This window comes from Roseovarius roseus, assembly GCF_043355935.2.
GTDB lineage: Bacteria > Pseudomonadota > Alphaproteobacteria > Rhodobacterales > Rhodobacteraceae > Roseovarius > Roseovarius roseus.
The window spans coordinates 303,511-326,541 of record NZ_JBHFPE020000004.1; the positions used below are offsets into that span (position 1 = coordinate 303,511).

The 23,031-nt window shown below is 63.9% G+C and carries 23 protein-coding genes; 13 read left to right on the forward strand and 10 right to left on the reverse strand.

The window, feature by feature from the left end; translation table 11 throughout:
• Nucleotides 1-3 precede the first annotated feature (3 nt).
• The gene (locus ACEWPL_RS09775; RefSeq protein WP_393931813.1) at nt 4-783 is read left to right on the forward strand and encodes an enoyl-CoA hydratase-related protein; all 780 of its coding nucleotides are present in this window, start codon (nt 4-6) and stop codon (nt 781-783) included.
• A gap of 55 nt (nt 784-838) precedes the next feature.
• Here the strand turns inward: ACEWPL_RS09775 and ACEWPL_RS09780 are convergent, their stop codons facing one another.
• Entirely contained in the window at nt 839-1,390 is a 552-nt protein-coding gene (locus ACEWPL_RS09780) for a cupin domain-containing protein (protein ID WP_393931815.1), read from the reverse strand.
• Nucleotides 1,391-1,630: 240 nt separating this feature from the next.
• Here ACEWPL_RS09780 and ACEWPL_RS09785 point away from each other — a divergent pair, with 240 nt between their 5' ends.
• From ACEWPL_RS09785 to ACEWPL_RS09815, 7 genes are all read left to right on the forward strand, one after another.
• Nucleotides 1,631-3,241, forward strand: coding sequence for an ABC transporter substrate-binding protein (locus ACEWPL_RS09785; protein WP_393931817.1), 1,611 nt, complete (start codon nt 1,631-1,633; stop codon nt 3,239-3,241).
• Nucleotides 3,242-3,315: 74 nt separating this feature from the next.
• Nucleotides 3,316-4,257 (forward strand): ABC transporter permease, encoded by a 942-nt coding sequence (locus ACEWPL_RS09790; RefSeq protein WP_393931820.1) that lies wholly within the window; start codon nt 3,316-3,318, stop codon nt 4,255-4,257.
• Between the two features lie 15 nt (nt 4,258-4,272).
• Nucleotides 4,273-5,157, forward strand: coding sequence for an ABC transporter permease (locus ACEWPL_RS09795; protein ID WP_393931823.1), 885 nt, complete (start codon nt 4,273-4,275; stop codon nt 5,155-5,157).
• Between the two features lie 3 nt (nt 5,158-5,160).
• Nucleotides 5,161-6,210 (forward strand): ABC transporter ATP-binding protein, encoded by a 1,050-nt coding sequence (locus tag ACEWPL_RS09800; RefSeq protein ID WP_393931826.1) that lies wholly within the window; start codon nt 5,161-5,163, stop codon nt 6,208-6,210.
• Nucleotides 6,207-7,184 (forward strand): ABC transporter ATP-binding protein, encoded by a 978-nt coding sequence (locus ACEWPL_RS09805; protein WP_393931828.1) that lies wholly within the window; start codon nt 6,207-6,209, stop codon nt 7,182-7,184. The genes ACEWPL_RS09800 and ACEWPL_RS09805 overlap by 4 nt, the downstream gene beginning before the upstream one ends.
• Before the next feature lie 15 nt (nt 7,185-7,199).
• Nucleotides 7,200-8,330 carry a M20 family metallopeptidase gene (locus tag ACEWPL_RS09810; protein ID WP_393931830.1) on the forward strand — a complete coding sequence of 377 codons (1,131 nt, stop codon included), beginning with the start codon at nt 7,200-7,202 and terminating at the stop codon, nt 8,328-8,330.
• The gene (locus ACEWPL_RS09815) at nt 8,330-8,491 is read left to right on the forward strand and encodes a hypothetical protein (RefSeq protein ID WP_393931832.1); all 162 of its coding nucleotides are present in this window, start codon (nt 8,330-8,332) and stop codon (nt 8,489-8,491) included. The genes ACEWPL_RS09810 and ACEWPL_RS09815 overlap by 1 nt, the downstream gene beginning before the upstream one ends.
• Here the strand turns inward: ACEWPL_RS09815 and ACEWPL_RS09820 are convergent.
• Nucleotides 8,488-9,930 carry an amidase gene (locus tag ACEWPL_RS09820; protein ID WP_393931834.1) on the reverse strand — a complete coding sequence of 481 codons (1,443 nt, stop codon included), beginning with the start codon at nt 9,928-9,930 and terminating at the stop codon, nt 8,488-8,490. The two genes, ACEWPL_RS09815 and ACEWPL_RS09820, sit on opposite strands and share 4 nt — an antisense overlap.
• Nucleotides 9,931-10,145: 215 nt before the next feature.
• Between ACEWPL_RS09820 and ACEWPL_RS09825 the strand changes: the two genes are divergently transcribed.
• Both ACEWPL_RS09825 and ACEWPL_RS09830 read left to right on the forward strand, forming a co-directional pair.
• Nucleotides 10,146-10,574, forward strand: coding sequence for a YqaA family protein (locus tag ACEWPL_RS09825; protein WP_393931836.1), 429 nt, complete (start codon nt 10,146-10,148; stop codon nt 10,572-10,574).
• A 526-nt stretch (nt 10,575-11,100) separates the two neighbouring features.
• Nucleotides 11,101-11,307 carry a cold-shock protein gene (locus tag ACEWPL_RS09830; protein ID WP_393931838.1) on the forward strand — a complete coding sequence of 69 codons (207 nt, stop codon included), beginning with the start codon at nt 11,101-11,103 and terminating at the stop codon, nt 11,305-11,307.
• A 239-nt stretch (nt 11,308-11,546) separates the two neighbouring features.
• Here the strand turns inward: ACEWPL_RS09830 and ACEWPL_RS09835 are convergent, their stop codons facing one another.
• From ACEWPL_RS09835 to ACEWPL_RS09860, 6 genes are all read right to left on the reverse strand, one after another.
• Complete coding sequence (locus ACEWPL_RS09835) at nt 11,547-12,662, reverse strand: glycine cleavage T C-terminal barrel domain-containing protein (protein ID WP_393931840.1); 1,116 nt, start codon at nt 12,660-12,662, stop codon at nt 11,547-11,549.
• Nucleotides 12,663-13,143: 481 nt separating this feature from the next.
• Nucleotides 13,144-14,319 (reverse strand): LytS/YhcK type 5TM receptor domain-containing protein, encoded by a 1,176-nt coding sequence (locus ACEWPL_RS09840; protein WP_393931842.1) that lies wholly within the window; start codon nt 14,317-14,319, stop codon nt 13,144-13,146.
• Between the two features lie 111 nt (nt 14,320-14,430).
• A complete protein-coding gene (locus tag ACEWPL_RS09845; protein ID WP_393931844.1) occupies nt 14,431-14,988 on the reverse strand; it encodes a CHAP domain-containing protein in 558 nt (185 codons plus the stop codon).
• 196 nt (nt 14,989-15,184) lie between these two features.
• A complete protein-coding gene (locus tag ACEWPL_RS09850; RefSeq protein ID WP_393931846.1) occupies nt 15,185-16,243 on the reverse strand; it encodes a methyltetrahydrofolate cobalamin methyltransferase in 1,059 nt (352 codons plus the stop codon).
• Nucleotides 16,244-16,265: 22 nt separating this feature from the next.
• Nucleotides 16,266-17,195 (reverse strand): methylenetetrahydrofolate reductase, encoded by a 930-nt coding sequence (locus ACEWPL_RS09855; protein ID WP_393931848.1) that lies wholly within the window; start codon nt 17,193-17,195, stop codon nt 16,266-16,268.
• A 26-nt stretch (nt 17,196-17,221) separates the two neighbouring features.
• Entirely contained in the window at nt 17,222-17,542 is a 321-nt protein-coding gene (locus ACEWPL_RS09860) for a virulence factor (RefSeq protein WP_393931850.1), read from the reverse strand.
• 247 nt (nt 17,543-17,789) lie between these two features.
• Here ACEWPL_RS09860 and ACEWPL_RS09865 point away from each other — a divergent pair, with 247 nt between their 5' ends.
• Together ACEWPL_RS09865 and ACEWPL_RS09870 are read left to right on the forward strand one after the other, a co-directional pair.
• Nucleotides 17,790-18,908: a Ppx/GppA phosphatase family protein gene (locus ACEWPL_RS09865; protein WP_393931852.1), complete on the forward strand. Its 1,119-nt coding sequence runs from the start codon at nt 17,790-17,792 to the stop codon at nt 18,906-18,908.
• A complete protein-coding gene (locus tag ACEWPL_RS09870) occupies nt 18,905-19,621 on the forward strand; it encodes an RlmE family RNA methyltransferase (protein ID WP_393931854.1) in 717 nt (238 codons plus the stop codon). The genes ACEWPL_RS09865 and ACEWPL_RS09870 overlap by 4 nt, the downstream gene beginning before the upstream one ends.
• 29 nt (nt 19,622-19,650) lie before the next feature.
• Here the strand turns inward: ACEWPL_RS09870 and ACEWPL_RS09875 are convergent, their stop codons facing one another.
• Nucleotides 19,651-19,833, reverse strand: a complete 183-nt coding sequence (locus ACEWPL_RS09875; protein ID WP_393931856.1) for a hypothetical protein — start codon at nt 19,831-19,833, stop codon at nt 19,651-19,653.
• Nucleotides 19,834-20,035: 202 nt separating this feature from the next.
• On the opposite strand from ACEWPL_RS09875, the gene ACEWPL_RS09880 reads away from it, so the two are divergent.
• Nucleotides 20,036-20,518 carry a fasciclin domain-containing protein gene (locus ACEWPL_RS09880; protein ID WP_393931858.1) on the forward strand — a complete coding sequence of 161 codons (483 nt, stop codon included), beginning with the start codon at nt 20,036-20,038 and terminating at the stop codon, nt 20,516-20,518.
• A 105-nt stretch (nt 20,519-20,623) separates the two neighbouring features.
• Here the strand turns inward: ACEWPL_RS09880 and ACEWPL_RS09885 are convergent, their stop codons facing one another.
• Nucleotides 20,624-23,023 carry a hypothetical protein gene (locus ACEWPL_RS09885; protein ID WP_393931861.1) on the reverse strand — a complete coding sequence of 800 codons (2,400 nt, stop codon included), beginning with the start codon at nt 23,021-23,023 and terminating at the stop codon, nt 20,624-20,626.
• Nucleotides 23,024-23,031: the final 8 nt, after the last annotated feature.

The following is a 23,031-nucleotide window of genomic DNA, read 5'->3' on the forward strand; positions in this document are numbered from 1 at the left end:
GAGATGAGCCGCTATTCCGTCATCACGCTTGAGATCGACGATGCCGTTGCGGTCCTGCGGCTTGACCGACCCGAGAAGATGAATGCGCTCAACGCGCAGATGCGGGCCGAGATCACGGATGCGGTGATTGCGGCGGGAAAGTCCGCGCGTGTGCTGGTCATCACCGGCAATGGCCGCGCCTTTTGTGCGGGCCAGGATCTGAGCGATGCGGGAAACGCGGCGGCGCTGGATCTGGAGCGTGTGCTGCGCGATGAGTACGCCCCGATGCTGCGCGCCATCGCCGAATGCCCGATCCCGACCATTGCGGCGGTCAACGGCGTGGCTGCCGGCGCCGGCGCCAACCTGGCCCTCTCTGCTGATGTGGCCATTGCCACCGACAGCGCCACCTTCATTCAGGCATTTACCCGTATCGGATTGATGCCTGATGCTGGCGGCACCTATTGGCTACCGCGCCAGATGGGGGCGGCCAAGGCCATGGGCGCGGCCCTCTTCGCCGAGCCGATCAGCGCCCGCGATGCCGCTGACTGGGGCATGATCTGGGAGGCTGTCCCGGACATGGAATTCGACAGCCACTGGCGCGCCCGCGCAGCGCATCTGGCGGCAGGCCCGACCGAAGCTTACCACCATCTCAAGGCCGCCCTGCGCGCCAGCTGGCAAAACTCCCCCGAAGCGCAACTGGATGTCGAGGCGCGACTGCAAGGCGCGTGCGGCCAGACCCGCGACTTCAAGGAAGGCGTCATTGCATTTCTGGACAAGCGCAAGCCATCCTTCGAGGGGCGCTAGGCCAAGCGGGCTGCGATGGAGGCCTGTTTCTTCATCGCTTGCGCCTTCAGCGGCGTCAGAAGGTCGGCGGGGTGTTGGCCCAAAGGATGCGTGCGCGCGTCACGCCGGGGTTGCGATAGCCGTGCTTGCGATGCGACTTGAAATGAAACGCGTCACCAACGCCCAGGAGGAACACCTCGTCGTCCAGAAGGAGTTCGATCTGGCCTTCAAGGACAAATCCCATTTCTTCGCCGACATGGTCGATCTGCCCGTCGCTTGATCCGCCCGGCTCGACGATGTGGATATTGCATTGCAGCATGTGATCGGGCGTGCAGGGGATCACCCGTTCTAGGCTGAGGCCGGTGCCCTGCCGCACCATGTCGATCTCCAGTATCGGCCGGGCGCCCGCGCGCGACACCGACCGTTCCGCCGCATCCTGTTCGTCAAAGAAAACATCTAGGTTCAATCCCAGTGTCTGCGTGACCCGGTGCAACAGCGCCAGTGATGCCTCGGCCTTGCCGTTCTCGACCTTGGACATGTGTCCCTCGGACGTGCCGCTGCTTTCCGCCAACTCCTTGAGCGTCATGTTTTTCAGCCGTCTGGCCGACTTGATCCGTGGACCGATCATCTGATCTCCTTCGCACAGGGCCGTCGCGTTCGCTTTTACAAGAGGCTATGCCAGCGTTTCACCTCCAATATCAAATCGCTGTGCGATGACATATGCAAGATACTTGCATGGACGCGCGGAATACGCATAGGCTGATGGCAGGAGGATGCGCTCTTGAGGAGGGGCGCGAACAGAAAAACCGGACAGGGCGCCGTGGGGCTTTCGCGTGCGCACCCGTTCGGAGAAACAGGGAGACAACCAATGACAAAACACTCAGCTTTCAACTATCTGTCCGCACCGATGCGCAAACTTGCGCTGGCTGGCACGATCGCCGCTGCCGGTCTGGGCGTAGGGGCCCCGGCGCTGGCCCAATCCGTTCTCAAGGTCGTTCCGCACGCCGATCTGCGCAATATCGACCCCATCTGGACGACGGCCTATATCACGCGAAACCATGGATACCTCGTCTTCGACACGCTGTTCGCGATGGACGAGAACCTTGAAGTCCAGCCGCAAATGGCCGAGGGCCACGAGGTCAGCGAGGACGGCCTGACCTACACGATCACCTTGCGCGACGGGCTGCAGTTCCACGATGGCGCGCCCGTTACCGCCGAGGACGCGGTGGCCTCGATCAAGCGCTGGGGCCAGCGCGACGGCATGGGCCAGAAGCTGATGCGCGTCACCGAAAGCATCGAGGCGGTCGATGACAAGACCTTCACCCTGACCCTGACTGAGCCCTATGGCCTCGTGCTGGCGTCCTTGGGCAAGATTTCGTCGAATGTGCCGTTCATCATGCCCAAGCGTCTGGCCGAAACCGACCCGAACGCGCAGATCGAAGAGATCATCGGCTCGGGCCCGTTCAAGTTCGTCGCCGACGAGTGGCAACCGGGAAACCAGGTGGTCTACGAGAAATTCGCCGAATATGTCCCGCGGGATGAGCCGGCCAGCTATGCCGCCGGCGGCAAGGTCGCCAAAGTCGATCGCATCGAATGGCGCTATATCCCCGACGCCGCCACTGCCAGCCAGGCACTGATGGCCGGAGAGGTAGACTACTATGAGCAGCCCGCCGTGGACCTTTTGCCGATGATCCAGTCGGATCCTGGTATCAAGGTCGAGACGGTCGATCCCTTGGGTACCCAGGGCGTTATCCGCTTCAACTTCAAGCACCCGCCCTTCGACAACAAGCTGGTGCGGCAGGCCGCGATGTGGTCGGTTCAGCAGGCCGATTACATGTATTCCATCATGGGTGATCCCCAATATTTCGAAGAGTTCTGCGGCGCTTATTTCATGTGCGGCGGCCCCTATGAGACCGATGTGGGCAGCGAAGCGCTTCGCGAGAAGGATATCGAGAAGGCCAAGGCACTGCTGGAAGAGGCCGGGTATGACGGCACGCCTGTCGTGATTCTGGACCCGACCGACGTGCCGGTGGCACATGGTCAGGCGCTGGTCACCGCGCAGGCGCTGCGCGACATCGGCATGACCGTCGAGCTTGCGGCGCTGGACTGGGCGACGATGACCTCGCGTCGCGCGGTGCGGGAATCGCCCGAGAACGGCGGCTGGAATATCTTCCCGACCTGGTGGCTGGCGGCCGATCAGCTGAACCCGATCACCAACATCTCGGTCGCGGCGTCGGGTGACAATGCCTGGTTCGGCTGGCCCGAGAACGAGAAGATCGAGGAGCTGCGCAACGCCTTCGCCGCCGAGACGGATGTCGAGAAGCAAAAGGCCATTGTCGAAGAACTGCAGGCCGAACTCTATGATTTCGTGCCGTACATCCCGACCGGGCAATACTACCAGCCGACCGCCTATCGCGACAATGTGAGCGGCGTCCTGGAGGCACCGGTGCCGTTCTTCTGGAACATCTCGGTCGAATAAACTCTCCCTGACTTGGGCGGCGCGTGGCATAATGCGGGCGCGCCGCCATTTTTCACAGGGACGGAGCGCACCCCATGATTGCCTATGTCATCCGCCGTTTGCTGGCCACAATCCCGATCATGGCGCTGGTCGCCGTGTTCGTGTTCATGCTGCTGCATCTAAGCCCCAGCGACCCGGCGCTGATCATCGCGGGCGATTTCGCCACGCCTGAACAGGTGGACGAGATTCGCCGCCAGCTGGGCCTGAACGAACCGCTTTACCGGCAGTTCATCGGCTGGGCCGGCAACCTTCTGCAGGGCGACATGGGCAAATCCATCTATTCCGGCCTGCCGGTCACAACGCTGATCGGCCAGCGGGTCGAGCCGACCCTGATGCTGACCCTCTGCACGATGCTCATCGCCATCACGTTGGCCATCCCGCTGGGTGTGATCGCCGCATGGAAGGTGGGCACCTGGATCGACCGTCTTGTCATGACGCTGGCCGTCTTCGGCTTTTCGGTGCCGGTCTTTGTCATCGGCTACCTGCTGATCCTCGGGGGCTCACGCAAGCTGGGCTGGTTCCCGGTGCAGGGCTATACCAGCATCTTCGACAGCTTTACCGGGTTTCTGTCACATATCACGTTGCCCGCGCTGGCGCTCGGTGCGGTCTACATGGCGCTGATCGCGCGCATGACCCGCGCCACCATGCTGGAAGTGCTGAACGAGGATTACGTGCGCACCGCCTATGCCAAGGGCCTCGCGACGCGCAAGGTACTGGTAAAGCACGCGCTGAAAAACGCGATGGTGCCGATCAGCACGACGATCGGCCTGGGTGTTGCGCTGCTGATCGGCGGTGTGGTGGTGACCGAGACGGTCTTTGCCATTCCCGGCCTCGGGCGCCTGACGGTTGATGCCGTTCTGCGCACGGATTATCCGGTGATCCAGGGCGTGATCCTCGTCTTTTCCTTCACATATGTCCTTCTCAACCTGCTGGTCGATCTCAGCTACGTGCTCTTCGATCCGCGCATTCGCTACTGACGCCGGAGCCATCGCATGACCGACACGATCAAGGATCCGCCCCTTTCGGCACGCCTGCGCCACCGCGCCGGCGTGGTGGGCGAGAGCCTGCGCCGCAATCCGACCATGCTATTCGGCCTCACCGTGCTGGTGGTCATGGCGTTGATGTCGTTCCTTGCGCCGTATCTCGGCCTGCCCAGCCCGATGGAGCAATCGCCGCGCGACCGCCTGCAGGACCCGTCGGGCGAGGCGTTCTTCGGCACCGACATGTATGGCCGCGATCTTTTCAGCCGCGTCTTGCACGGCGGGCAGGTGTCGCTGGTTGTGGGCCTTTCGGTGGCGGCGCTCTCGACCGGCTTCGGCCTTGCCATTGGCCTCATCTCGGGCTTCATGCGCAAGGTCGATGCGGTGCTCATGCGGGTGATGGATGCGCTGATGTCGATCCCGTCGATCCTCTTGGCCATCGCGCTGGTGGCACTTTGGGGTAGTAGCGTGCCGAACGTGATTCTGGCCCTGACCATCCCGGAAATTCCGCGCGTGGTGCGCCTTGTGCGGTCAGTTGTCCTGATGCTGCGCGACCAGCTTTATGTGCAGGCGGCCATCGCCGCGGGCACCTCGACACCGCGCATCCTCATCCGGCACATCCTGCCCAACACCATCCCGCCGCTGATCGTGCAGGCCACCTATATCTGCGCGCAGGCGGTGATTTTCGAGGCGTATCTCAGCTTTGTCGGCGCCGGCACCCCGCCCGAGATCCCCAGTTGGGGCAACATCATGGCCGAGGGTCGGATGTTCTTCTTCCAGTCGCCGGGCATCATCCTCTACCCCGGTGCGTTCCTCGCGATCACCGTCTTCGCCATCAACACCTTCGGCGACGGTCTGCGCGACTCGCTGGACCCGCGTATGCAAAGGAGCGTCTGAGGCATGGCCGACACCGATACGATCTACGCGCCCCGCCAGTTCGACCGCAACGCCGATCCGGTGCTGGAGCTCGATGATCTGCGCACCTATTTCGACACCCGCGACGGGGTGGTCAAGGCGGTCGACGGGCTCAGCTTTGCCGTGCGCCCCGGCGAGATCCTCGGCATCGTCGGCGAGTCCGGCTGCGGCAAGTCGATCACCTCGCTCTCGGTCATGCAGCTGGTGCCAAGCCCGCCCGCGCGCTACGCCTCGGGCGAGATCCGCTATAACGGCCGCGACCTCTTGAAGGCCAGCGAGGCCGACATGCGCAAGATCCGCGGCAACGACATCTCGATGATCTTTCAGGATCCGATGTCGTCTCTGAACCCGGTGCTGAGTATCGGCGATCAGTTGACCGAGGCGATCATGCTGCATCAGGGGCTTAGCCCGAAGGCAGCGATGGACCACGCGCAGGAGATGATGGAGCTGGTCCACATCCCCGAGCCGCGCCGCCGGCTGGGCGAGTACCCGCACCAGCTTTCGGGCGGCATGCGCCAGCGCGTGATGATCGCGATGGCCCTCTCGTGCAACCCGTCGGTCCTGATCGCGGACGAGCCGACAACGGCGCTCGACGTGACCATTCAGGCGCAGATCCTCGCCCTGATGGAAGAGATCCGCGACAAGCTGAAGACGGCGATCATCCTCATCACGCATGATCTGGGCGTCGTCGCCGAGATGTGCGACCGTGTGCTGGTGATGTATGCCGGCCGCAAGGTCGAGGAGGCCGACGTGGTCGAGATCTTCGAGCGCCCGCAGCATCCCTATACGCGCGGCCTCATGCGCTCGGTGCCGCGCATCACCGGCGACGAAGCGCCCGAAAAGGGCGCGCGGCTGTCAGAGATCCCCGGCATCGTGCCCGCGCTGACGGATCTGCCCAAGGGCTGCACCTTCGCCGCGCGCTGCCCCTTCGCGCAGGATCATTGCCGCGCCGAATACCCGCCGCTGGAGCTCAAGAAGCCCGACCATCTGGCCGCCTGCTGGGAAAGCGCCAACCTACCGGACTGGACCGCATGAACACCGAAACACCGCTTCTCGAGGTCAGAAACCTGGCCAAGCATTTCCCGATCAAGGGCGGATTGCTGAACCGCGAGCAGGCGCGCGTCTATGCCGTCGACGGCATATCGTTCAGCGTCAACGCAGGCGAGACGCTGGGCATTGTGGGCGAATCTGGCTGCGGCAAATCCACGGTGGGCAAGACGATCCTGCGGCTGGAGGACGCGACCGAGGGGCAGGTGCTGCTCAAGGGCGAGGACATCACGCATCTGAGCCGCAAGGAGATGCTGAAACATCGCCGCGAGATGCAGGTGATCTTTCAGGATCCCTACGCCTCGCTCAATTCGCGAATGCGCGCGCAGGATATCGTGGCCGAGCCTCTGGGCAATTTCGACACCGGCAGCCGCCGCGCGCGTCTGGAAAAGGTGGCCGATCTTTTCGCGCGCGTGGGCCTCAGACCCGATGCGATGCACCGCTTTCCCTACGAGTTCTCGGGCGGCCAGCGCCAGCGCCTCGGCATCGCGCGGGCTTTGGCGCTCGAGCCCGAGATCATCATCGCGGACGAGCCTGTCTCGGCGCTCGATGTGTCGGTGCAGGCGCAGGTCATCAACCTGATGATGGACCTGCAGCAGGAGATGGGCCTCAGCTACCTCTTCATCGCGCATGATCTGGCGATCGTGCAGCATATCAGCCACCGCATCGGCGTGATGTATCTGGGCAAGATGGTCGAGATCACCGACAAGCGCAGCCTCTTTCGCGACCCGCAGCACCCCTATACGCAAGCGCTGCTGGACAGCGTGCCGGTCCCTGACCCGCGCAAGCGCAAGGCGCGTACCGTGCTCAAGGGCGACGTGCCCAGCCCGCTGAACCCGCCCAAGGGGTGCAGTTTCAACACCCGTTGTCCTTTCGCCTTCGAGCGCTGCTTTCACGACGAGCCGAAGTTGAAAGAGGTGGCACCCGGTCACATGGCCGCCTGCCACCTTCAGGACAAATAGCCAAGGAGCCGCCTCATGAGCGATACCATAACCGGCCTCGAGCTGACCAAGCGTCTCATTGCCTTCGACACGATCAACCCGCCCGGCAACGAGGCGGAGTGCATCACCTATCTGGCCGGCCTGCTCGAGCCTGCGGGGTTCGAGCTGACTTGGCATGACTGGCGCCCGAACCGGCCCAACCTCATCGCGCGCCTGCCCGCAACCGAGCCTGCGCGCCGCGCGCCGCTGGTCTTTTCGGGACATGTCGATACCGTCCCGCTGGGGCAGGCGAAATGGAGCGTCGATCCCTTCGCGGGCGAGGAAAAGGACGGCAAGCTCTACGGGCGCGGCACCACCGACATGAAATCCGGCGTTGCGGCCTTTGTCGTCGCGGCCCTGCGGCTGGCCGAGATCCAACCGCGCCGTGCAGAAATCCAACTGATTGTCACTTCAGGCGAAGAGACCGGCTGCGAAGGGGCCGCCGCGCTGGCCGAGAGCGGTCTCTTGGACAAGGCCGCCGCGCTGGTCATCGCCGAGCCGACGGACAACCGCGCGCTTTGCGGGCACAAGGGCGCGCTCTGGATGAACCTCGTGCATGACGGCGTCACTGCCCACGGCTCGATGCCTGACAAGGGCAAAAACGCGATCTTTGCCGCCGTCGAGAGCATCGAGCGGCTGCGCGGCCATGATTTCGGGATCAAGCCGCATCAGGTGATGGGCGGCCCGACGCTGAATGTCGGCAACATGAGCGCGGGGCTCAACGTCAATTCCGTGCCGGATCTGGCGCGGGTCGGCGTCGATATCCGCTCGGTCGTAGGGCAGACCAATGCCGAGATCCGCGCCGATCTTCAGCGCCTTCTGGGCGACGAGGTCCGCATGGAGCCGCTGACCGACATGGACAATGTCTATACCGATTTCGAGGATCCCTGGCTCGCCAGCGCCTTCGACGTGGCCGAGCAGATCCTCGGCACCGAGCGCGAGGTGGCGACGGCGACCTATTTCACCGATGCCTCGGTGCTGAAGCCGGCGATGGGCAATCCGCCGACCCTGATCATGGGGCCGGGTGCGATGTCGATGGCGCATCAGACCGATGAGTACTGCGAAATCGCGCGGCTCGATCCCTGCATCGATGTCTTCGAGCGGCTTGGCCGCGATCACATCGCCTGATGCCGCGCTGCCTTGTCTGTGGGGCCGAGGTCAGCCGCAATACCGTCCATTGCCGATCCTGCGGCACAGTCCAGCCGCAGCGCCGGCTGGGCGGAACTATCGCGCTCGGGGTGCTGGTCGGCGGGTTGGTGATCGCGGCGCTGGCCGCGATCCTGCTCTAGCACACTATTGGGTCGATCGGCCCGAGCGGGCCGCCCATCGCCATCTCGACGAAGCGCGCCGCCGCCAGCAGCTCCGCCTCGCCGCGCGGCTGACCGATGAGTTGCAGGCCGACGGGCATGCCTCGCGGACCAAGGCCCACGGGCACCGACATGGCGGGCAACCCCGCCGTCGTGGCCAGAAAGTTGAAGCGCAGCCAATCCATGTAGCCCGAGAGCGTCTGGCCGCCGACCTCGCGCACCCATTCCTCGGATTGCGGATGCGGCATGTTGCCGACCACGGGCAGGGCCAGCACGTCGAAACGCTCGAAAAAGGCAAGCATGGCGTCGTAGATCGCCGTGCGGGCGATCTGTGCCTCGGCGACATCCTGAATTGTCAGGCTTTCGCCGAATCGGATGTTCTCTCTCAGCGTGGGCTTCAGATGCTCTCGCACATCGGGGCGCATCGTGCGTGCGACAGTCGCCCAGCTGATGCCGCGCAGGGTGTGATAGCACCGCTCGAGGCCGGTGGCATCGGGGCAGGCCTCCTCGACGCGCGCGCCGCTGCGTTCCAGCCGCTGCATCGCCTTGCTCAGGTGATCCGCCATCTCGGGATCGACGGGGCAGACCCCGCCCAGATCGGGGGCAAAGCCGATGCGCAACTTGCCTTCGGCCCGCTGCACAGCCGTTTGAAACGGCGCATCCGGCGCGGGGTACGAGATGGGAGAGCGGGGCTCGTACCCGGCCATCGCGTCCAGGAAAAGCGCGCAATCCATGACCGAGCGCGCCATCGGCCCCTGCGCGCTCTCGATCAGAAAGCCCGCAGTCGGAGAGCTGCCGCCCGCACGCCCGGGGCTGGGCCGCATCCCGACGATCCCGCAGTAGGCCGCCGGAACACGCAGCGATCCGCCATGATCCGTCCCGTGGCTGAGCCAGACCTCGCCCGCCGCCAGCCCGGCCGCCGCCCCGCCCGAAGAGCCACCCGCATTCATCATGGTGTCCCACGGGTTCTTCGTCGCGCCGAAGACATCGTTGAACGTATTGGCCCCGGCGCCCAGTTCGGGTGTGTTGGTCTTGCCTACCACCAGCGCGCCACGCGCCTCCAGCCGCTCCACCAATGGGTCACTGGCCGCGGGAACGTGATCGGCCAGCCCCCTTGTGCCATAGGTCGTGCGCACGCCCGCGACCGGCGTCAGATCCTTGATGCCGATGGGCAATCCCGCAAGCCAGCCGGGCGCATCCTTCTCGCCCTCGGTCAGCGCGGCAATCGCAGCCTCGGCGCGGTTCCAGCAGGTGACAGGCATGGCATTGATGCCCGGCTCGACCGCTTCAGTGCGCGCGCGGGATGCTTCGATCAGATCACCCGGCGTGACCTCGCCCTTGCGCAGGAGCGCCACAATTTCATGCGCCTCGCGCGCGCAAAGATCGGGCCCGGTGAAGGGGTGTGATATGTCGGTTATCATGGCGCCCTCCCGGCTGTCAGCGCGCACCGGCGCCAGAGCCAAAATAGACAGTGAAGTTGACCGGATTCAACAGCTCTTGATGCAGGCAGGACCGGCTTTTCCTTGCGCGCGCATGCCCCCCGCAGCATTTCGGTCCGGATCATGATGGCAAAAGGGCTTGCGCCGCTGCCAGATCAATCGCAGGAGAGGGGCCAGCAGCGGGTGCCAAACAACACATGATTGCATATTTTCTTCTGTTCGGGTCGGCCCTGGTGGCAGCGACGATCCTGCCGATGCAATCCGAAGCGGTTTTGGCCGCTCTGTTGATAGCTGGTGATCATCAGGTGACTGGCTTGCTCTTGGTGGCGACAGTGGGGAACGTATTGGGCTCGGTCATCAATTGGGCTTTGGGGCGATATCTGCTGCGCTTCAGGCACCGGCGATGGTTTCCGACATCCGAGGGCCAGCTTGAGCGCGCGCAGAACTGGTATCGTCGCTATGGCAGATGGTCCCTTCTGGGCAGTTGGCTGCCTCTGGTCGGCGATCCGCTGACAGTCGTCGCAGGCGTCATGCGAGAGCCCATCGTGCCATTTCTTCTGCTGGTCACCATCGCAAAGGGAACGCGGTACATCATTCTGGCGCGGCTGACCCTGGCGTGGCTCTGACGTCCTCCATGTACGTGCCTCTCAAACGGCCAGCAACTGGCCGGAAATTTCATTGCTGGCCTGCGAGCCAGGGTGGGCGCGCTGGGTGACAGGCCCGCAATTTCGCGGCGTTTCGCTCGGGCAAGACGCACGAGTGTGGGGCGCCGTAGACCCGGATTTCTGATAGGCACGTTCGTCGGCATTGGAGCCAAGCGGCATCATTTCGGCTGCGACCGCTGCACGTTGAGAGGCAGGACAAGCCGAATGTCTCGACCACGGCGAACTTGTGGCCGGGAAAACCAGCACTGCCCAACAGCGGAAAAAAGATCATTTAGCGCCGCAAGGGTCATTTCGCATCATGCGTAAGCGGGCCACCGCGCAACTAAAACGGCATGGCCCTTGCAAATCCCCCGATACCAGCGCATATCGGGCGTGCGACGTTACCTTTATCGGCATCACTGCTCCTTTTCGAGTCAGTCATTCGATCTTGCACTGACATGGCCGACCTGCCGCATCTCGCGGGCAGTAAATTCAAAGGAGTACGACGATGGCTACTGGCACCGTCAAATGGTTCAATACAACTAAAGGCTTCGGCTTCATCGCGCCCGATGGCGGCGGCAAGGACGTATTCGTCCATATTTCCGCTGTCGAGCGGGCAGGCCTGACCGGCCTCAACGATGATCAGAAAGTGACTTTCGACATCGAAGCTGGTCGTGATGGCCGCGAAAGCGCGACCAATATCGCGCTGGCCTAAGGCCTGCCCCTCGGGGCACATCGCGATGACGACACGATGAGAAGGGCGCATTCGCAAGGATGCGCCTTTTTCGTGCTGTCAACGCATTGCTTTCAAGCGCAATTCGGGCGCAGTGGGGTCGTCTTGCGCGAACTCGCGCCGCAGATTGGATCGCGCTGCTGACCGAACAGAGGTTCGGCCACCATGCGGCGCGCATCCCGCTCTTTCCAAACTACAGGGCATCTTGACCCCCGTCGCTTCTACGCGATGAAGGGGAGCTGCGTTAACTGCACGCGTCTCAGGCCGTCCGGCAGTGCGATTTTCAGATCCTCAGTCTCATCCGTGATGTCCGCGCGCACCAGCCCGACACCGATCAGGCGGTTCAGCCGGCGAGAGTGACAGGCCTCGCTGACATGGCCGACCACGTCGGAGCCAAGATACAGATCGGCCGGATGTCTGGCCGCTTCGCCGACGCCCTCGATGAATACCCCCACGCGCCGCCGTGCCGGGCCGCGTTTCTTCTGTTCTTCGAGCGCTGCGCGTCCGATGAAATCATGCCCAACGCTCAAATCGATCAGCGGGCCAAAGCCCATCTCGTAGGGCGTCGCGGGATAGTCCTGCACCCGCATATCCGCCCCGTAGGAGATCAGCCCGCTTTCCAGGCGCTCGATATCGTTTGGCGCTCCTGGGCCGATGTCAAAAGGTGCGCCAGCCTCCTTGACCCGCATCCAGAGGTCCGTGCCGCGGCTGCGGTCGGTGAGATAGAGCTCGTACCCGCCCTGTTTTGACCACCCGGAGCGGGCGAGAACGAGGGGGATATCGCCCAGCATGGTCTCGCGGAAGGCGAAATGCTTCATCTCACGCACCCAATCGCCAAAGAGGTCGGCGATCACCTCCACCGCCAGAGGCCCCTGGATGGCCATGGGCGAGACGTCAGGCTCGTGCACCGTCACATCCAGTCCGCGTTCGCGCGCGATTGCCAGCGCCCAAAGGTGAATGTCGCTGTCGGCCACCGATAGCCAGTAACGGTCCTCGGCGAGCTTCAGCAGGACCGGGTCGTTGATGAGCCAGCCGTCATGATCACAAAGCGGAACGTAGCGGCCCTGTCCGATTTCTGTATTGGAGAGGTTCCTCGGCGTCAGGATCTGGGCAAGGCGCCCAGCATCCCGGCCCATCAGCTCGACCTGGCGCTGCCCGGCCACGTCCCACATGGAGACGCCTGTCAGCAGCCGATCGTATTCACCGTCCGGATCCCCGAAATGGCCAGGCAGATACATGTGGTTGTAGACCGAAAAACTGCGCACACCGTCGCGCACGGTCGCGTCGAAATAGGCCGATTTGCGGACGTTCGGGCCGATCGTTATCTCGAATGTCATGACATCTTCCCGTATGTGCTCCGCTTTCCGGTTACCACGGGCGCCGGTATTTGCCAGCGCTGAATCAGGGGCGGCGGAAGATTCGGGTCAAGATAGCCTGCAGATCCCGGTGCGGCACCCGCAGGGTCTGCTCAGCCAAGAGGGGCACGGGCCCGGCTGGGTCGGTGTCACGATCACGCCGGCTCCATCGAACCTCTCGACCTCGTCGATAATGTGGTTCCAAGCCTCAGCTCCAATCTCGGCGCTGTCAATGAGCGGGAAAAACCTGTGCACCGTCACCACGACGTCCGGAGGCGCCATCCGGTCCAAGGCCGCCTCGACCATGCCATCTGCCGGGCCAAGATCTGCGCAGATGGGTCTTCCACGCAGAGCCAGCCTCGGATCTCGTGACGCCAGATCTGGGTGCCTGAGCCGGACGTGACTGAGGCTGCTCTGCAATCACGTGGCGGTCTGACCTCTGCCACGACCGCTCACGTTCAGCTTAGCCGTCCTTTGTGGCGAAAAGGACGTTCGCTGCGGCAAAGAGGCGGTCGTGGCGCACATTCTTGCGCGCGGCGGGCAGATCGGATTGCCGCAGGGAGCTGGTCTTGCCGACCACGGCGCATTGCGTGGTCGCAGCCTGGGCTGGCCGCTGCAGGGCGAGGGCGGTCAGGGTCTCCTCCAGTTCCTGAACGCTCGGCGTCGCATGTGCCTGGAGCGAGACGCTGATGCGCAGTTCAGCCGCGTCCATCATCCGGTAGGCGTGATCGCTGAGGATACGGCGGATCTCCGTGATAACCTGGTTGCGCTCGGCCACCTGGCGGAAATCCAGGGCCATCACGATGCGGCCGTCTTCCGTCACGGCGATGGCCGGCTGCTCGGGGCGCACCATCTGAGCAAGGCGCAAGCGCATCGCGCCTAAAAGCTGCGCATACATCGCCTCGCCCAAACTGCGGCGCAGGGCGCGGGCGCCTTTCAGCCGGATCGTGACCAGCCCCGCGATAATGCCATTGTTGTCGCCGCGGGCCAGCGCCGTCGCCTCGCGGCGAAAATGGCTGAGCCGGGCCAGCCCGGTTTGCGGATCACGCGGGCGGTCGGCCCCTTCGCGTTCCTCCATCAGCATGCGGACGCGCTCATGTTCGAGAAATGCGGCGGCGATGGGCACCGACAGCAAGTTCAGCAGCGCCATGGGCAGGGCCGCCGTGGCAAAGAACGCCGCACAGACCTCCCAAGGCAGCAGGATTGCCGCGGTCATATGGAGGGAGACGATCAGGCCGAAGCCGAAGAGCTGGGTCACCCGGCGGGGCTGCAAGCTGAGCGTTGCCCGGTTCCACGCATATCCCGCCGTGCAGGCAATGATCATGCCCATGATCCCCGAGGCCATGCCGATCCCGCCGATGGAGGCGCGCGTCACCACAGCCATGCCGAGACAGAGGAGGGCACCGCGCCAGCCCAGGAACGCGCCCGCCAGCGCGATGGGCACGTTGCGCATGTCGAGGATGACACCAGGCAGCATTTCCAGTGGCGCGCTCATCTGCAGCATCGCGACCAGCCCGAAGGCAAGACCAAGCAGCGTCTGCGCCCTTGAGGGGCGCATGCGTATGCGGACCATCCCGTAGAGCGATGACAAAAAGGCGACAAGCGCCAGAGATCCGATGAATTGCGGCAAGAGCAGCATGACTTTCCCCCTTTCGAGCCGAGGGGGTCTGTCTAGTGCGAAGACACGCAAGGATGTCTTAACGGATAAAATCCAACGGAAAAATGGCGCGGTCCGGGCCTGCGGGTCGCCTCAGCCCTGATCGCCGGAGGGTGGCAGGATGAACCCATTGACGGGATAAACGCCGCCAAAAGCGTCTGGATTCGACTCCAAACGCACGGCCGACCAGTCGCCCTTGTCCGACACGTCGATGACGGCCATGCCCTGGCTGATCTGATCGCGGTGCCAGTTGGCGTGATCGACAAGGATGCGATCCTTGGACACCACCTCGGAGACGACCGCGACATGGCCCATCGGCATGGACGGGGTCGAGCGGAAGGACATGACCGCGCCAACCATCGGCGTGTTGCTTTGATTGAAGCTGTCCTTGGCCTTGCCCCACCAGGTATGAGCGTTGCCGCGGATATTGATGCCGCTGACATTGCGCGCGAAGGGCACGCACCAGACGCGCTGACCCTTGGCGCGCAGGGCGGCAGCCTCGCGCAGGGCCATGGCTTCGCGGACCGGATCGATCCCGCCGGAACTGGCCTCTTCCATCTTGGGGGCGCCTGCGCAGGCCGAAAGGGCAAGGGCGGCAAATACCAGCAGAGGCGCGGCGCGCCGTGCGGGTCGGGTGGTCTGCGTCGTCATTCGGTCCCTCGTCTTTCGATTTGCCTGCGGCACCTTGGCGGCGCTCTGGGTCACGTTTTGCTACAATTCTTTGTCAAACCGAAGTGATTAGTATTTTCTTGGCGAAAAACCGCCAAGGGCGACGCACAAGTCAGCCGGATCAAACGAAAAAAGGCCCCGCAGGATGCAGGGCCTTTCAGATAGCGGAGGAGAGATATCAGCGGCGGCGACGCCCGCCGGTGCGGCCCGCGCGGCCACGGCCCTCTTCACCGGCCTTGGGAGGCTGCTTGTTAAAGCGGATCCACTCGCCGCCATGGGCATCATTATTGGTCAGGAAGTTGGCGGCGCGGATGGCTTCCATCTCCGAACCGGGCTTGGGCAGGGTGCTGCCCAGGCCGAAAAGCTGGCAGAAGGTTTCGTCATCCATGTCCTCGGGGATCTCGAGGCCGGTGGCGGCAACTTCGGCGCGCTTTTCGGCGATCTTGGACGCCGGGACGGGCAGGGCGACCGGGTTCATGATGGCCGAGGTCATGCCTGCGCCCATCGCCATCGGCAGAAACGCGTTGTTGATGCCGTGGCGGTTGGGCAGGCCAAAGCTGATGTTGGACGCGCCGCAGGTGGTGTTCACGCCCAGCTCTTCGCGCAGACGGCGCACGAGGGTAAAGACCTGCAGGCCGGCGGTGCCCATCGCGCCGATCGGCATGACCAGCGGATCGACCACGATGTCATGCGCAGGGATGCCGAAATCGGCGGCGCGCTCGACGATCTTCTTGGCGACCGCAAAGCGCACATCGGGATCCTCGGAAATCCCGGTGTCGTCGTTGGAAATGGCGACGACCGGCACGTTGTATTTCTTGACCAGAGGCAGCACGAATTCCAGCCGCTCTTCCTCGCCCGTCACCGAATTGAGCAGCGGACGGCCTTCGCAGGCCTTCAGCCCCGCTTCCAAAGCGGCAGGCACCGAGCTGTCGATGCAGAGCGGCAGATCGACAAGGCCCTGCACCAGTTCGACGATCTTGGTCATCAGCGGCGGCTCGGTCTCGTTCGGGTTGGGGTTCGAGTTATAGACCACGCCCGCATTGATATCGAGGACGGTCGCCCCGCAATTGGCCTGCGCGACGGCGTCCTTCTCCACGGTCGAGAAATCGCCCGCCTCCAGTTCAGCCGCCAGTTTCTTGCGGCCCGTGGGGTTGATGCGCTCGCCGATGACGCAAAAGGGCTCGTCAAAGCCGATGACGGCGGTTTTCGTTTTGCTCTCGACGATAGTGCGGGTCATGTGTGTTCCTTGATTACTTGTTTTACTTGGCCGAGGCGGGCACGCCGGAGGCGCCTGCATTCTCGATGGCCCATGTCGCATTCGCCTTGATACCGCCCAAGGGAAAGAAATGCACGTTGGTGATGTTGAAGTCGGGGTTGGCCGCCTTGTGCGTCGCCAGTGCGCTGATGACATCGGTGGGCTCGTAGGGCAGCAGCAGCTTGGTTACGTCCATCGCGCGCTTCTGCAGCACCTTGAGCGACGGGCCGACGCCGCAGGCGATGGCGAACTTGATCAGCGTCTGCAGCTTGGCGGGGCCGGCGATGCCGATATGGATGGGCAGGTCGATGCCGTTCGCCTTCAGCGTGTCGGCCCATTCTATGATCGGCCCGGCCTCGAAGGCGAATTGCGTGGCCAGCGCCATTTCGGCGTCCGAGCTCTCGGAAAACGCCTGCTTCCATTTCAGCGCCGCGCTGACATTGTCCATGCCGCCATCGGGGTCGATGTCGCGGTTGCCTTCGGGGTGGCCAGCGACATGGAGGCGCTTGAAGCCTGCCTTGCCGAACTCGCCCGATTCCAGAAGCTGAATCGAGCTGTCGAACTCGCCTTGCGGCTCGGCAACGCCGCCGGCCAGCACCAGCGCCTGATCGACGCCCGCCTCGCCCTGATAGCGGGCGATCCAATCGGCCAGCATCGCGCGGTCCTTGATGATGCGCGCGGGGAAATGCGGCATGACCGGGTAGCCATCCCTGGCCAGACGCTTGGCCGTGGCGACCATGTCCTCGATCGGCGTGCCCTCGATATGGGCGATATAGACGCGCGTGCCCTCGGGCAGCAGGTCGCGGAAACTCTCGACCTTCTCGGCGGTGCGCGGCATCACCTCGATCGAGTAATCCTTGAGCAGGGCCTCGACAGCGGCGGGCGGCGTGGCGTGGGCGGGGGTGCTGCGCTTCTTGAAGTTCAAAAGGGCCATGATAGCCTCCTTAATCCCGGTTGGGGTCATGCCTGAGAGGATGCGTCTGCGGCATTCCAGCCGTCATTGGCGATCAGCACCTTGATGCGCTCGCGGTCGTATTCGGCTTCAATCCGGGCGGCCTCGGATTCGGCCACCTCGGCGGGCTCGCCTTCCACATCATAGGGGGCGGCCTTGCGCCATTCGGCGAGGTAGTCTTCACTGCCATCCGCGCCTATCTTCATCGCGGCGCGGTCGATGGCCTGCTCGAATCGCTCGGGCAGCTGCTTTTTCGCGCCCCGGCGGCCCTTGCCGACGATGACCTGCGCGGGAATGTCCCGCCAGTAGACTATGGTGACATCGACCATGGTGATTCCCCCGTTTCTCGCCCCTGTCTAATGCACGCCCAGCGGCCTCCGGCGCCTGTTTTCGACCGAAAGTATGTGTTGCGCGACGCGGTATTGTTAACCGAGCCGTCCTGGCGCGGCCATGCGAGCATACCCCCATAATTTTCATCTCCTGCATGAGGCGCAACGCCACGCCGCGCGTAGCGGGCTTGCGCAGAGGGCGCATAGGCCATAACTTGGAGGTAACTCAAAATGGAGGGCGTTCCCTATGACGCCCAAGCGTCCCGAAGGTGCGGGCGCTGTCCCGAAACCGGTTGAAAGCCCCGCGCCGAAACCGCCCGACCGCCCGCCGCTCTATGCGGCGCTCGATCTGGGTACAAACAGCTGCCGGATGCTGATCGCGGAGCCCCGCGGCAGTCAGTTCCGCGTGATCGACAGTTTCAGCAAGTCGGTGCAGCTGGGTGCCGGTTTGGAAAAGACCGGCCAACTGTCGCGCGCCTCGATCGGGCGCACGATACAGGCGCTGCGCGTATGTCAGCAGAAACTCAAGCGCCACAAGGTCCAGTCGATGCGGCTGGTCGCCACCGAGGCGACGCGCCGCGCGGGCAATGGTGCGGCGTTCATGGCGCGCGTGCGGCGCGAGACGGGCTTGACGCTGGATGTCATCTCGCCGCTGGAAGAGGCGCAACTGGCCGTCGTCAGCTGCGCGCCCCTCGTCGCGCCCGAGACGGATCAGCTTCTCGTTGTCGATATCGGCGGCGGCTCGACCGAGCTTGTCTGGATCGACCTGACCGAAGTGCCGCCCCATGACCGCCGCCGCGCCATCATGCGTCTGCATGGGGGCTTCAACGCCGGTAATGGCGGTGACGGACCGCGTGCCCGTGTCGTCGATTGGATCAGCGTGCCCCTGGGCGTCGCGACGCTGCGCGATCAGTTTCACGATGTGGACGACGATGCGGCCCGCTTTGCCCTGATGAGCTGGTTCTTCGAAGAAAATCTCACCGAATTCGCACCCTACAAAAGCGAGCAATCGCGCAAGGGTTTTCAGATCGTGGGCACCAGCGGCACCGTCACCACCGTCGCGGCGAGCCATCTGAACCTCAGGCGTTATGACCGCAACCGGGTGGATGGGCTGCGCATGACCTCCGATGAAATAGATACCGTCATTCGCGGGTATCTGGCCCTCGGCCCTGAGGGGCGGCGCAACGATCCGCGGATCGGGCTTGACCGCCACGCGTTGATCATGTCTGGGGCAGCGATACTGCAGGCGCTCCTGCGCTGCTGGCCCACGGACCGTCTCTCGGTGGCGGATCGCGGCCTGCGCGAGGGGATGCTCTATGCGCAGATGTCGGCAGATGGCGTGCTCAGCACCCAGGAGGATGCATGAACAAGGGACCGGATGGCAAGAATACGTCGGGGCGCGGTCAGCGCGACCTGACGATCAAGGTCAAGTCCGCGCGCGGGCGCAAGGCCTCGTCAACCCGCTGGTTGCAGCGGCAGCTGAATGATCCTTACGTCAAGCGCGCGCAGGCCGAAGGCTATCGCGGCCGCGCCGCCTACAAGATCATGGAGCTGGACGACAAGTTCCGCTTTCTCGTGCCGGGCGCGCGCGTCGTCGATCTGGGCTGCGCGCCGGGCGGCTGGGTGCAGGTGGCCGTGCCGCGCATCAACGCGCTGGGTGAAAAGGGCGGCAAGGCCGTTGGAACCATCCTTGGCGTGGACCTTCAAGAGATCGAGCCGATCGCGGGCGCGACGCTGCATACGCTGGATTTCATGGCAGATGGCGCGGATGAGCAGGTCAAGGAATGGCTGGGCGGCAAGGCCGATGTGGTCATGTCCGACATGGCGGCGTCCTCCTCGGGGCACAAGCAAACCGATCACTTGCGCATCATCGCACTTTGCGAGGCGGCGGCCTATCTTGCCTTCGACGTGCTGGAAGAGGGCGGCACATTCGTGTCGAAAGTGCTGGCAGGCGGCGCCGAGGGCGAGTTGCAGAAACTGCTCAAGCAGCGATTTACCAAGGTGGCCAACGTCAAGCCGCCAGCATCACGCTCGGACAGTTCCGAAAAATTCGTGATCGCCACGGGTTTTCGCGGCTGAGGGTCCTCACGCCCGAAGAGGGTGGTAGATCAGCACAGCTTTTGCCAAGAGGCCTTGGCGCGGCGGGCGATTTCGGCCAGCGCGCCTGGATCCGGCGGCGGCGCCGCATCCTTGCGCTGCGCGATGCGCGCGGCGCGGTTTTGTTGCCGGATCAGCTCGAACAGGCGCGCGTGGCGCGTGCAGGGCGATAAAGGCATCGCAAAATTTTGCATACGGATCCTCCGGCGGCGAACCTCACTCAGCTTATTCCATCCTATATTAATAAGGGTTTAATGAGGCCGAGGCATGGCATGGGCCGGGCGGCGCTCCAGTCTTTTGGCGGGCATCACGGTTATGTGAGTGATCCTGTTTCAGGTCCGCCCCGTAAATCTCATATCGCTGATAACGGCGACACTCAGAGAGGAGATTTACCTAATGATCCGCAGAACATTCATGGCCCTTGCCGCATCGACCGCACTGGCACTGCCCGCCTTCGCAGACAATCACTCGATGGATATTGTCGACACCGCCGTCGAGGCAGGCTCGTTCAGCACGCTGGTCGCCGCCGTCGAGGCCGCAGGTCTGGTCGAGACGCTGAAGGGCGAAGGCCCGTTTACCGTGTTCGCCCCGACCGATGATGCATTCGCTGCTTTGCCGGAAGGCACCGTCGAGGACCTGCTCAAGCCCGAGAACAAGGACAAGCTGACCGCGATCCTGACCTACCACGTGGTTTCGGGTGAAGTCATGTCGGGCGACCTGAGCGACGGCATGACCGCAGCCACGGTCGAGGGCAGTGACGTCACGATCAAGACCGAAGGCGGCGTGATGGTCAATGAAGCCAACGTGACTACGGCCGATATCGAAGCGTCCAACGGTGTCATCCATGTCATCGACAGCGTTCTGATGCCGTCGATGTAAAGACCGGCACGCGGCACGGGTTGGATCCATGCCGCATAGCTGATCTGAAACGAGAAACGCCGCCGAAGATCCCTTCGGCGGCGTTTTTCATTGAACTGAACCTCCTCAGGCAGAGCGGCGGAACTCGGTCACCGAGGTGACGGCAAACCGCCCGCCCTTCAGCTTTTGCAACTTGCCCTGCCGCAAGAGCTGACCGAATGAGCGCAGCCCATCTTCGCGCGAGAACTCATCCTCCTGCGCCTCGCGCAGTTTTTGCATCAGCATCGGGCGCGAGAACTGGGGCATCCCCTCGACATCGGCCATATAGGCGGCCGCGGCTTCGAGCATGTCGGTCAGGCTGTTCGCGCCCATCTGCTCGGCAAACTCGGCAAAACCGGGCGCATCCTCTTGCATCGCATGCTGCGGACGCTCAATCTCGGGGGCCGGTGCGGTGGCCAGATCGGCGCGCGTGATGCGGCGGGGCTGGACGGGCTGCGTGGGCGTATCGACGCGCTGTTCGGCGACCAGTTTCAGCGGCGCGGGGCGCGCTGCGGGATTGGCGCTGGGGCGCGGGGTCATGCCGGAGGCAATGGCGCGAGGGCGCCGCGGCCGCACGGCGCTTTGCAGGTCCTTACGGTAGGGCTGATCGTCGACATCGGCTTCCATGGCGCTCCCTGCGCGGCGCTCGGCCCGCGTGGCGGCGACGGCGGCGCGCAGATGCTGGATCGCGCTACGGCGCTGGTTGGCCTCGGGTTTCTCCAGCTGCGAGTCGGCCTCGTCAAAGATGCGCGCGGCCTGCGCCTCCGACGCCGGCGTGCCCAAGTGATTGGCGCGCATGGGGGCGGGCTGCTCGGCCTGCGTCTCATTGGCATCGTCTTCGATGGTGTCTTCTTCGGCCAGGTCGGTTTCGGCGTCATCTTCTTCGGCGCGGTCGTCATGCTCTGGAATCGACTGAGACTGGACCATGTCATCATCATTCTCGTCATCGGCCTCTTCGAACGTGGCATCTTCGGTCTGAGTATCCTCATCCACCGGCGCATGTGTCACGTCGGTGATGATCGTCTCCGGGACGCGGGCGTTCTGCAACTCGGCCTCGACCTCTGCCAACTCGCGCTGCAGCTCGGCCTCGGCTTCGGGGCTCAGATCGGCGGGGCGCTCTGCCGCGCCCATATCCTCCTCCAGATCGCTGCCTGCGAGGGCCGCGTCCAGATCGCTGCGCTTCATCTTGATGACGCGGGCCGTCAGCGGGCGCTCGGCGTCTTGCAGGTCAGCCTGCTCGTCCTGATCATCCTCGTCTATATCATCAGCAGTCCCACCGGCGAACGTATCGGTGGCGGGCCGGTCGCTGCCCATCGCATCGGCCAAGAGCTGTGACAGGGTGTCGTCATCGCCGGAAAGGGCGTCGTACTCATCTTCGCCAAAGATGTTTTCATCTTCTTCGATGGTCTCGTCATCGCGGGCCGCCTCGGCGGCGCGCAGCATTTCCTCGAGATCCTGCTCGTCCTCCTCATCATCTCCGTCCAGAGATGCGTCCTCTGCCATATCCTGCTCGGCTTCGGCTTCAACCTCGGGTTCGTCTGCGGCAGCAAGACGGGTGAGGACATCGCCATAATCCGTATCGGCGACCTCTTGCTCGGGCGTGCTTTCAGGCTCGGACGCCTCGGGGGCGGCGAGGATCTCGTCCTCGCTGTCGTCTTCGGCCTCATCCTCGCGGTCGGCTTCGGATTGCTGCGACGGCGCGGGCTCGGACGCGTCTGACATCTCGGACGCCAGGTCCTCATCATCTTGCTCCAGCGTGTCCGGCACCGTGCTGTCCGTCTCTTCGACGCCCATGTCGTCTTCCCAGGCATCGGCCATATCCGCTGGCACCGCGGCAAATGCCTCGTCGGCATCATCCTCCATTGCAGCTTGACCAGCCAGGGAGGTGTCAGACTGCGCGGTATCGGTCAGGAAATCCTGCGCATGCTCATCCTCGTCAAAGCCGGGCGCAGCATATCCCGTGCCGGCAGGCGCGGCCACGGCGCGGATGCGGCGCAGCTTGTCGGCAATGCTCTCGCTCACTGCGGTGGCGGCTGGCGCCTTGAAGGCCGGTTCGCGCGGCGCATCTGCGATGGGCGCCGCCGGGAACTCGTCCGAGCTTGCGTCGGCGTCCATTTGCGGCGCGGCAGCCTGAGGGGTGGATGACGCGGCCTCGGCCGTCTGGTCAGGCCCGGCAGGGGGCTGTGCTGCGGGCGCGTCAGTCCGGGGCGCTTCGGCAGCAGGAAGCGAGGCAGGATCGGCGCGCAGGTGGATCTTGCCATCGGTGCCGCGTGCCTCCACCCGGCGCGAGATTTCGCGCTCGGCGATGCGGGCCAGCATCTCGGCATCGGGGCTGGGCGGTTCGGCCCCGAAATACCGGTCATCGGCGGCAAGATCGCGGAAATACTCGGCAATCGCCTTCATGGTGTCGAACGAGTCGTCAAAGCCTTCCAGTGTGCACGAGAACGTGCCGTAGGAGACCGTGAGGATCTTGCTGTTGCTGACCATAATAAACT

What these genes read in the sequence shown, in the direction of transcription:
- ACEWPL_RS09775 (WP_393931813.1), top strand. Translation starts at nt 4, where the DNA reads ATGAGCCGCTATTCCGTCATCACGCTTGAGATCGACGATGCCGTTGCG.
- ACEWPL_RS09780 (WP_393931815.1), bottom strand. Translation starts at nt 1,390, where the DNA reads ATGATCGGTCCACGGATCAAGTCGGCCAGACGGCTGAAAAACATGACG.
- ACEWPL_RS09785 (WP_393931817.1), top strand. Translation starts at nt 1,631, where the DNA reads ATGACAAAACACTCAGCTTTCAACTATCTGTCCGCACCGATGCGCAAA.
- ACEWPL_RS09790 (WP_393931820.1), top strand. Translation starts at nt 3,316, where the DNA reads ATGATTGCCTATGTCATCCGCCGTTTGCTGGCCACAATCCCGATCATG.
- ACEWPL_RS09795 (WP_393931823.1), top strand. Translation starts at nt 4,273, where the DNA reads ATGACCGACACGATCAAGGATCCGCCCCTTTCGGCACGCCTGCGCCAC.
- ACEWPL_RS09800 (WP_393931826.1), top strand. Translation starts at nt 5,161, where the DNA reads ATGGCCGACACCGATACGATCTACGCGCCCCGCCAGTTCGACCGCAAC.
- ACEWPL_RS09805 (WP_393931828.1), top strand. Translation starts at nt 6,207, where the DNA reads ATGAACACCGAAACACCGCTTCTCGAGGTCAGAAACCTGGCCAAGCAT.
- ACEWPL_RS09810 (WP_393931830.1), top strand. Translation starts at nt 7,200, where the DNA reads ATGAGCGATACCATAACCGGCCTCGAGCTGACCAAGCGTCTCATTGCC.
- ACEWPL_RS09815 (WP_393931832.1), top strand. Translation starts at nt 8,330, where the DNA reads ATGCCGCGCTGCCTTGTCTGTGGGGCCGAGGTCAGCCGCAATACCGTC.
- ACEWPL_RS09820 (WP_393931834.1), bottom strand. Translation starts at nt 9,930, where the DNA reads ATGATAACCGACATATCACACCCCTTCACCGGGCCCGATCTTTGCGCG.
- ACEWPL_RS09825 (WP_393931836.1), top strand. Translation starts at nt 10,146, where the DNA reads ATGATTGCATATTTTCTTCTGTTCGGGTCGGCCCTGGTGGCAGCGACG.
- ACEWPL_RS09830 (WP_393931838.1), top strand. Translation starts at nt 11,101, where the DNA reads ATGGCTACTGGCACCGTCAAATGGTTCAATACAACTAAAGGCTTCGGC.
- ACEWPL_RS09835 (WP_393931840.1), bottom strand. Translation starts at nt 12,662, where the DNA reads ATGACATTCGAGATAACGATCGGCCCGAACGTCCGCAAATCGGCCTAT.
- ACEWPL_RS09840 (WP_393931842.1), bottom strand. Translation starts at nt 14,319, where the DNA reads ATGCTGCTCTTGCCGCAATTCATCGGATCTCTGGCGCTTGTCGCCTTT.
- ACEWPL_RS09845 (WP_393931844.1), bottom strand. Translation starts at nt 14,988, where the DNA reads ATGACGACGCAGACCACCCGACCCGCACGGCGCGCCGCGCCTCTGCTG.
- ACEWPL_RS09850 (WP_393931846.1), bottom strand. Translation starts at nt 16,243, where the DNA reads ATGACCCGCACTATCGTCGAGAGCAAAACGAAAACCGCCGTCATCGGC.
- ACEWPL_RS09855 (WP_393931848.1), bottom strand. Translation starts at nt 17,195, where the DNA reads ATGGCCCTTTTGAACTTCAAGAAGCGCAGCACCCCCGCCCACGCCACG.
- ACEWPL_RS09860 (WP_393931850.1), bottom strand. Translation starts at nt 17,542, where the DNA reads ATGGTCGATGTCACCATAGTCTACTGGCGGGACATTCCCGCGCAGGTC.
- ACEWPL_RS09865 (WP_393931852.1), top strand. Translation starts at nt 17,790, where the DNA reads ATGACGCCCAAGCGTCCCGAAGGTGCGGGCGCTGTCCCGAAACCGGTT.
- ACEWPL_RS09870 (WP_393931854.1), top strand. Translation starts at nt 18,905, where the DNA reads ATGAACAAGGGACCGGATGGCAAGAATACGTCGGGGCGCGGTCAGCGC.
- ACEWPL_RS09875 (WP_393931856.1), bottom strand. Translation starts at nt 19,833, where the DNA reads ATGCAAAATTTTGCGATGCCTTTATCGCCCTGCACGCGCCACGCGCGC.
- ACEWPL_RS09880 (WP_393931858.1), top strand. Translation starts at nt 20,036, where the DNA reads ATGATCCGCAGAACATTCATGGCCCTTGCCGCATCGACCGCACTGGCA.
- ACEWPL_RS09885 (WP_393931861.1), bottom strand. Translation starts at nt 23,023, where the DNA reads ATGGTCAGCAACAGCAAGATCCTCACGGTCTCCTACGGCACGTTCTCG.